The organism is Micromonospora sp. NPDC047620, from assembly GCF_043205005.1.
GTDB lineage: Bacteria > Actinomycetota > Actinomycetes > Mycobacteriales > Micromonosporaceae > Micromonospora.
Genome location: NZ_JBIDDG010000182.1, coordinates 1 through 1,096, shown reverse-complemented (window position 1 = coordinate 1,096; position 1,096 = coordinate 1). Strand labels below are relative to the sequence as shown.

The window sequence follows — 1,096 nt, the reverse complement described above, 5'->3', positions numbered from 1 at the left end:
GATGTGGACCGGGTGGTGGCGACGGCGATCCACCTGGCCGACCGAGACGGTCTCGCCGCCGCGACGCTGCCGAAAATCGCTGCGGCTCTCGGTGTTACGCCGATGTCGCTCTACCGCCACATCGGATCGAAGGACGAACTGCTGGGCTTGATGTCCGATGCCGGAATGGGTGCGCCACCCGAATTGCCCAGCGGCTCATGGCGTTCGATCCTGCGCGCCTGGGCGTTCGCGCAACTCGAGCGGCACCGCGCCCGTCCCTGGCTCACCGAGCTGCCGATCACCGGACCGCCGAGTGGACCGAACACTGTGGCCTGGATGGACGCCGGGCTGCGCGCACTGCGCGACACCACGCTGGACTGGCCGGCGAAGGTCGGGGCGATCATGGTGGTCAGCGCAGACGTCCGCGAGGCGTTCGTCACCGCCCGCCAACTCGAACACGCCATGGCGGCAGCCGATCTCGACCCGGCCGGCGCCTTGCACGACTACAGCCGTAATCTGCGCGCACTGGTGGATCGAGAGCGGCTGCCCGATATGGCCGCACTGCTGGACTCGGGACTGTTCGACGCCATCCAGCCCGCCGAGGCCGACCCCGCCTCCGACTTCACTTTCGGTCTCGACCTGGTCCTCGACGGTGTGGCGGCGACGATCGCCGCGAACAGCCGGTAACGACAAACGGCCCGGCGCCGTAGGGGCGCCGGGCCGCGAATCATCTGCCGATCAGCTGCTGCCGAACCATCCCGGCGGAACGACCTGACGGAAACCGTTCCAGCCGTTGCCGTGCCGGTCCCACGGGTTGCAGTCGTCGCCGCGGTGGTGGCGGTCCCAATCGCCGCGGTGGTCCCAGTCGCCGCGGTCGCCGCGGTCGCGGCCGTCCCACGGGCCGTGCCCGTGACCCGGATGTGCGATCTCGGTGGCCGCCGGGGCGCTCACGACCTCGGCCTGGGCCGGAATGGCAAGCGCGGCAAGCGGCGCGGCCACGATGGCGCCGGCAACGGCGATGCGCGCCGCCGTGCGCTTGGTGCGATGTTCGGTTCTGGCAATCACGGTGAATCCTTCCAATCAGTTACACCGCACGCAGTCTCTCGCAAATCGGACA

General features: G+C 69.6%; 2 protein-coding genes. One reads left to right on the top strand and one right to left on the bottom strand.

Annotated features, from left to right (window positions below):
• Positions 1 to 666: TetR/AcrR family transcriptional regulator (locus tag ACGF5C_RS35110; RefSeq protein WP_393308772.1), on the top strand; the 666-nt coding region annotated here is incomplete at its 5' end.
• Between the two features lie 51 nt (positions 667 to 717).
• Here the strand turns inward: ACGF5C_RS35110 and ACGF5C_RS35105 are convergent.
• Positions 718 to 1,044: a hypothetical protein gene (locus ACGF5C_RS35105; protein ID WP_156055455.1), complete on the bottom strand. Its 327-nt coding sequence runs from the start codon at positions 1,042 to 1,044 to the stop codon at positions 718 to 720.
• Positions 1,045 to 1,096 lie beyond the last annotated feature (52 nt).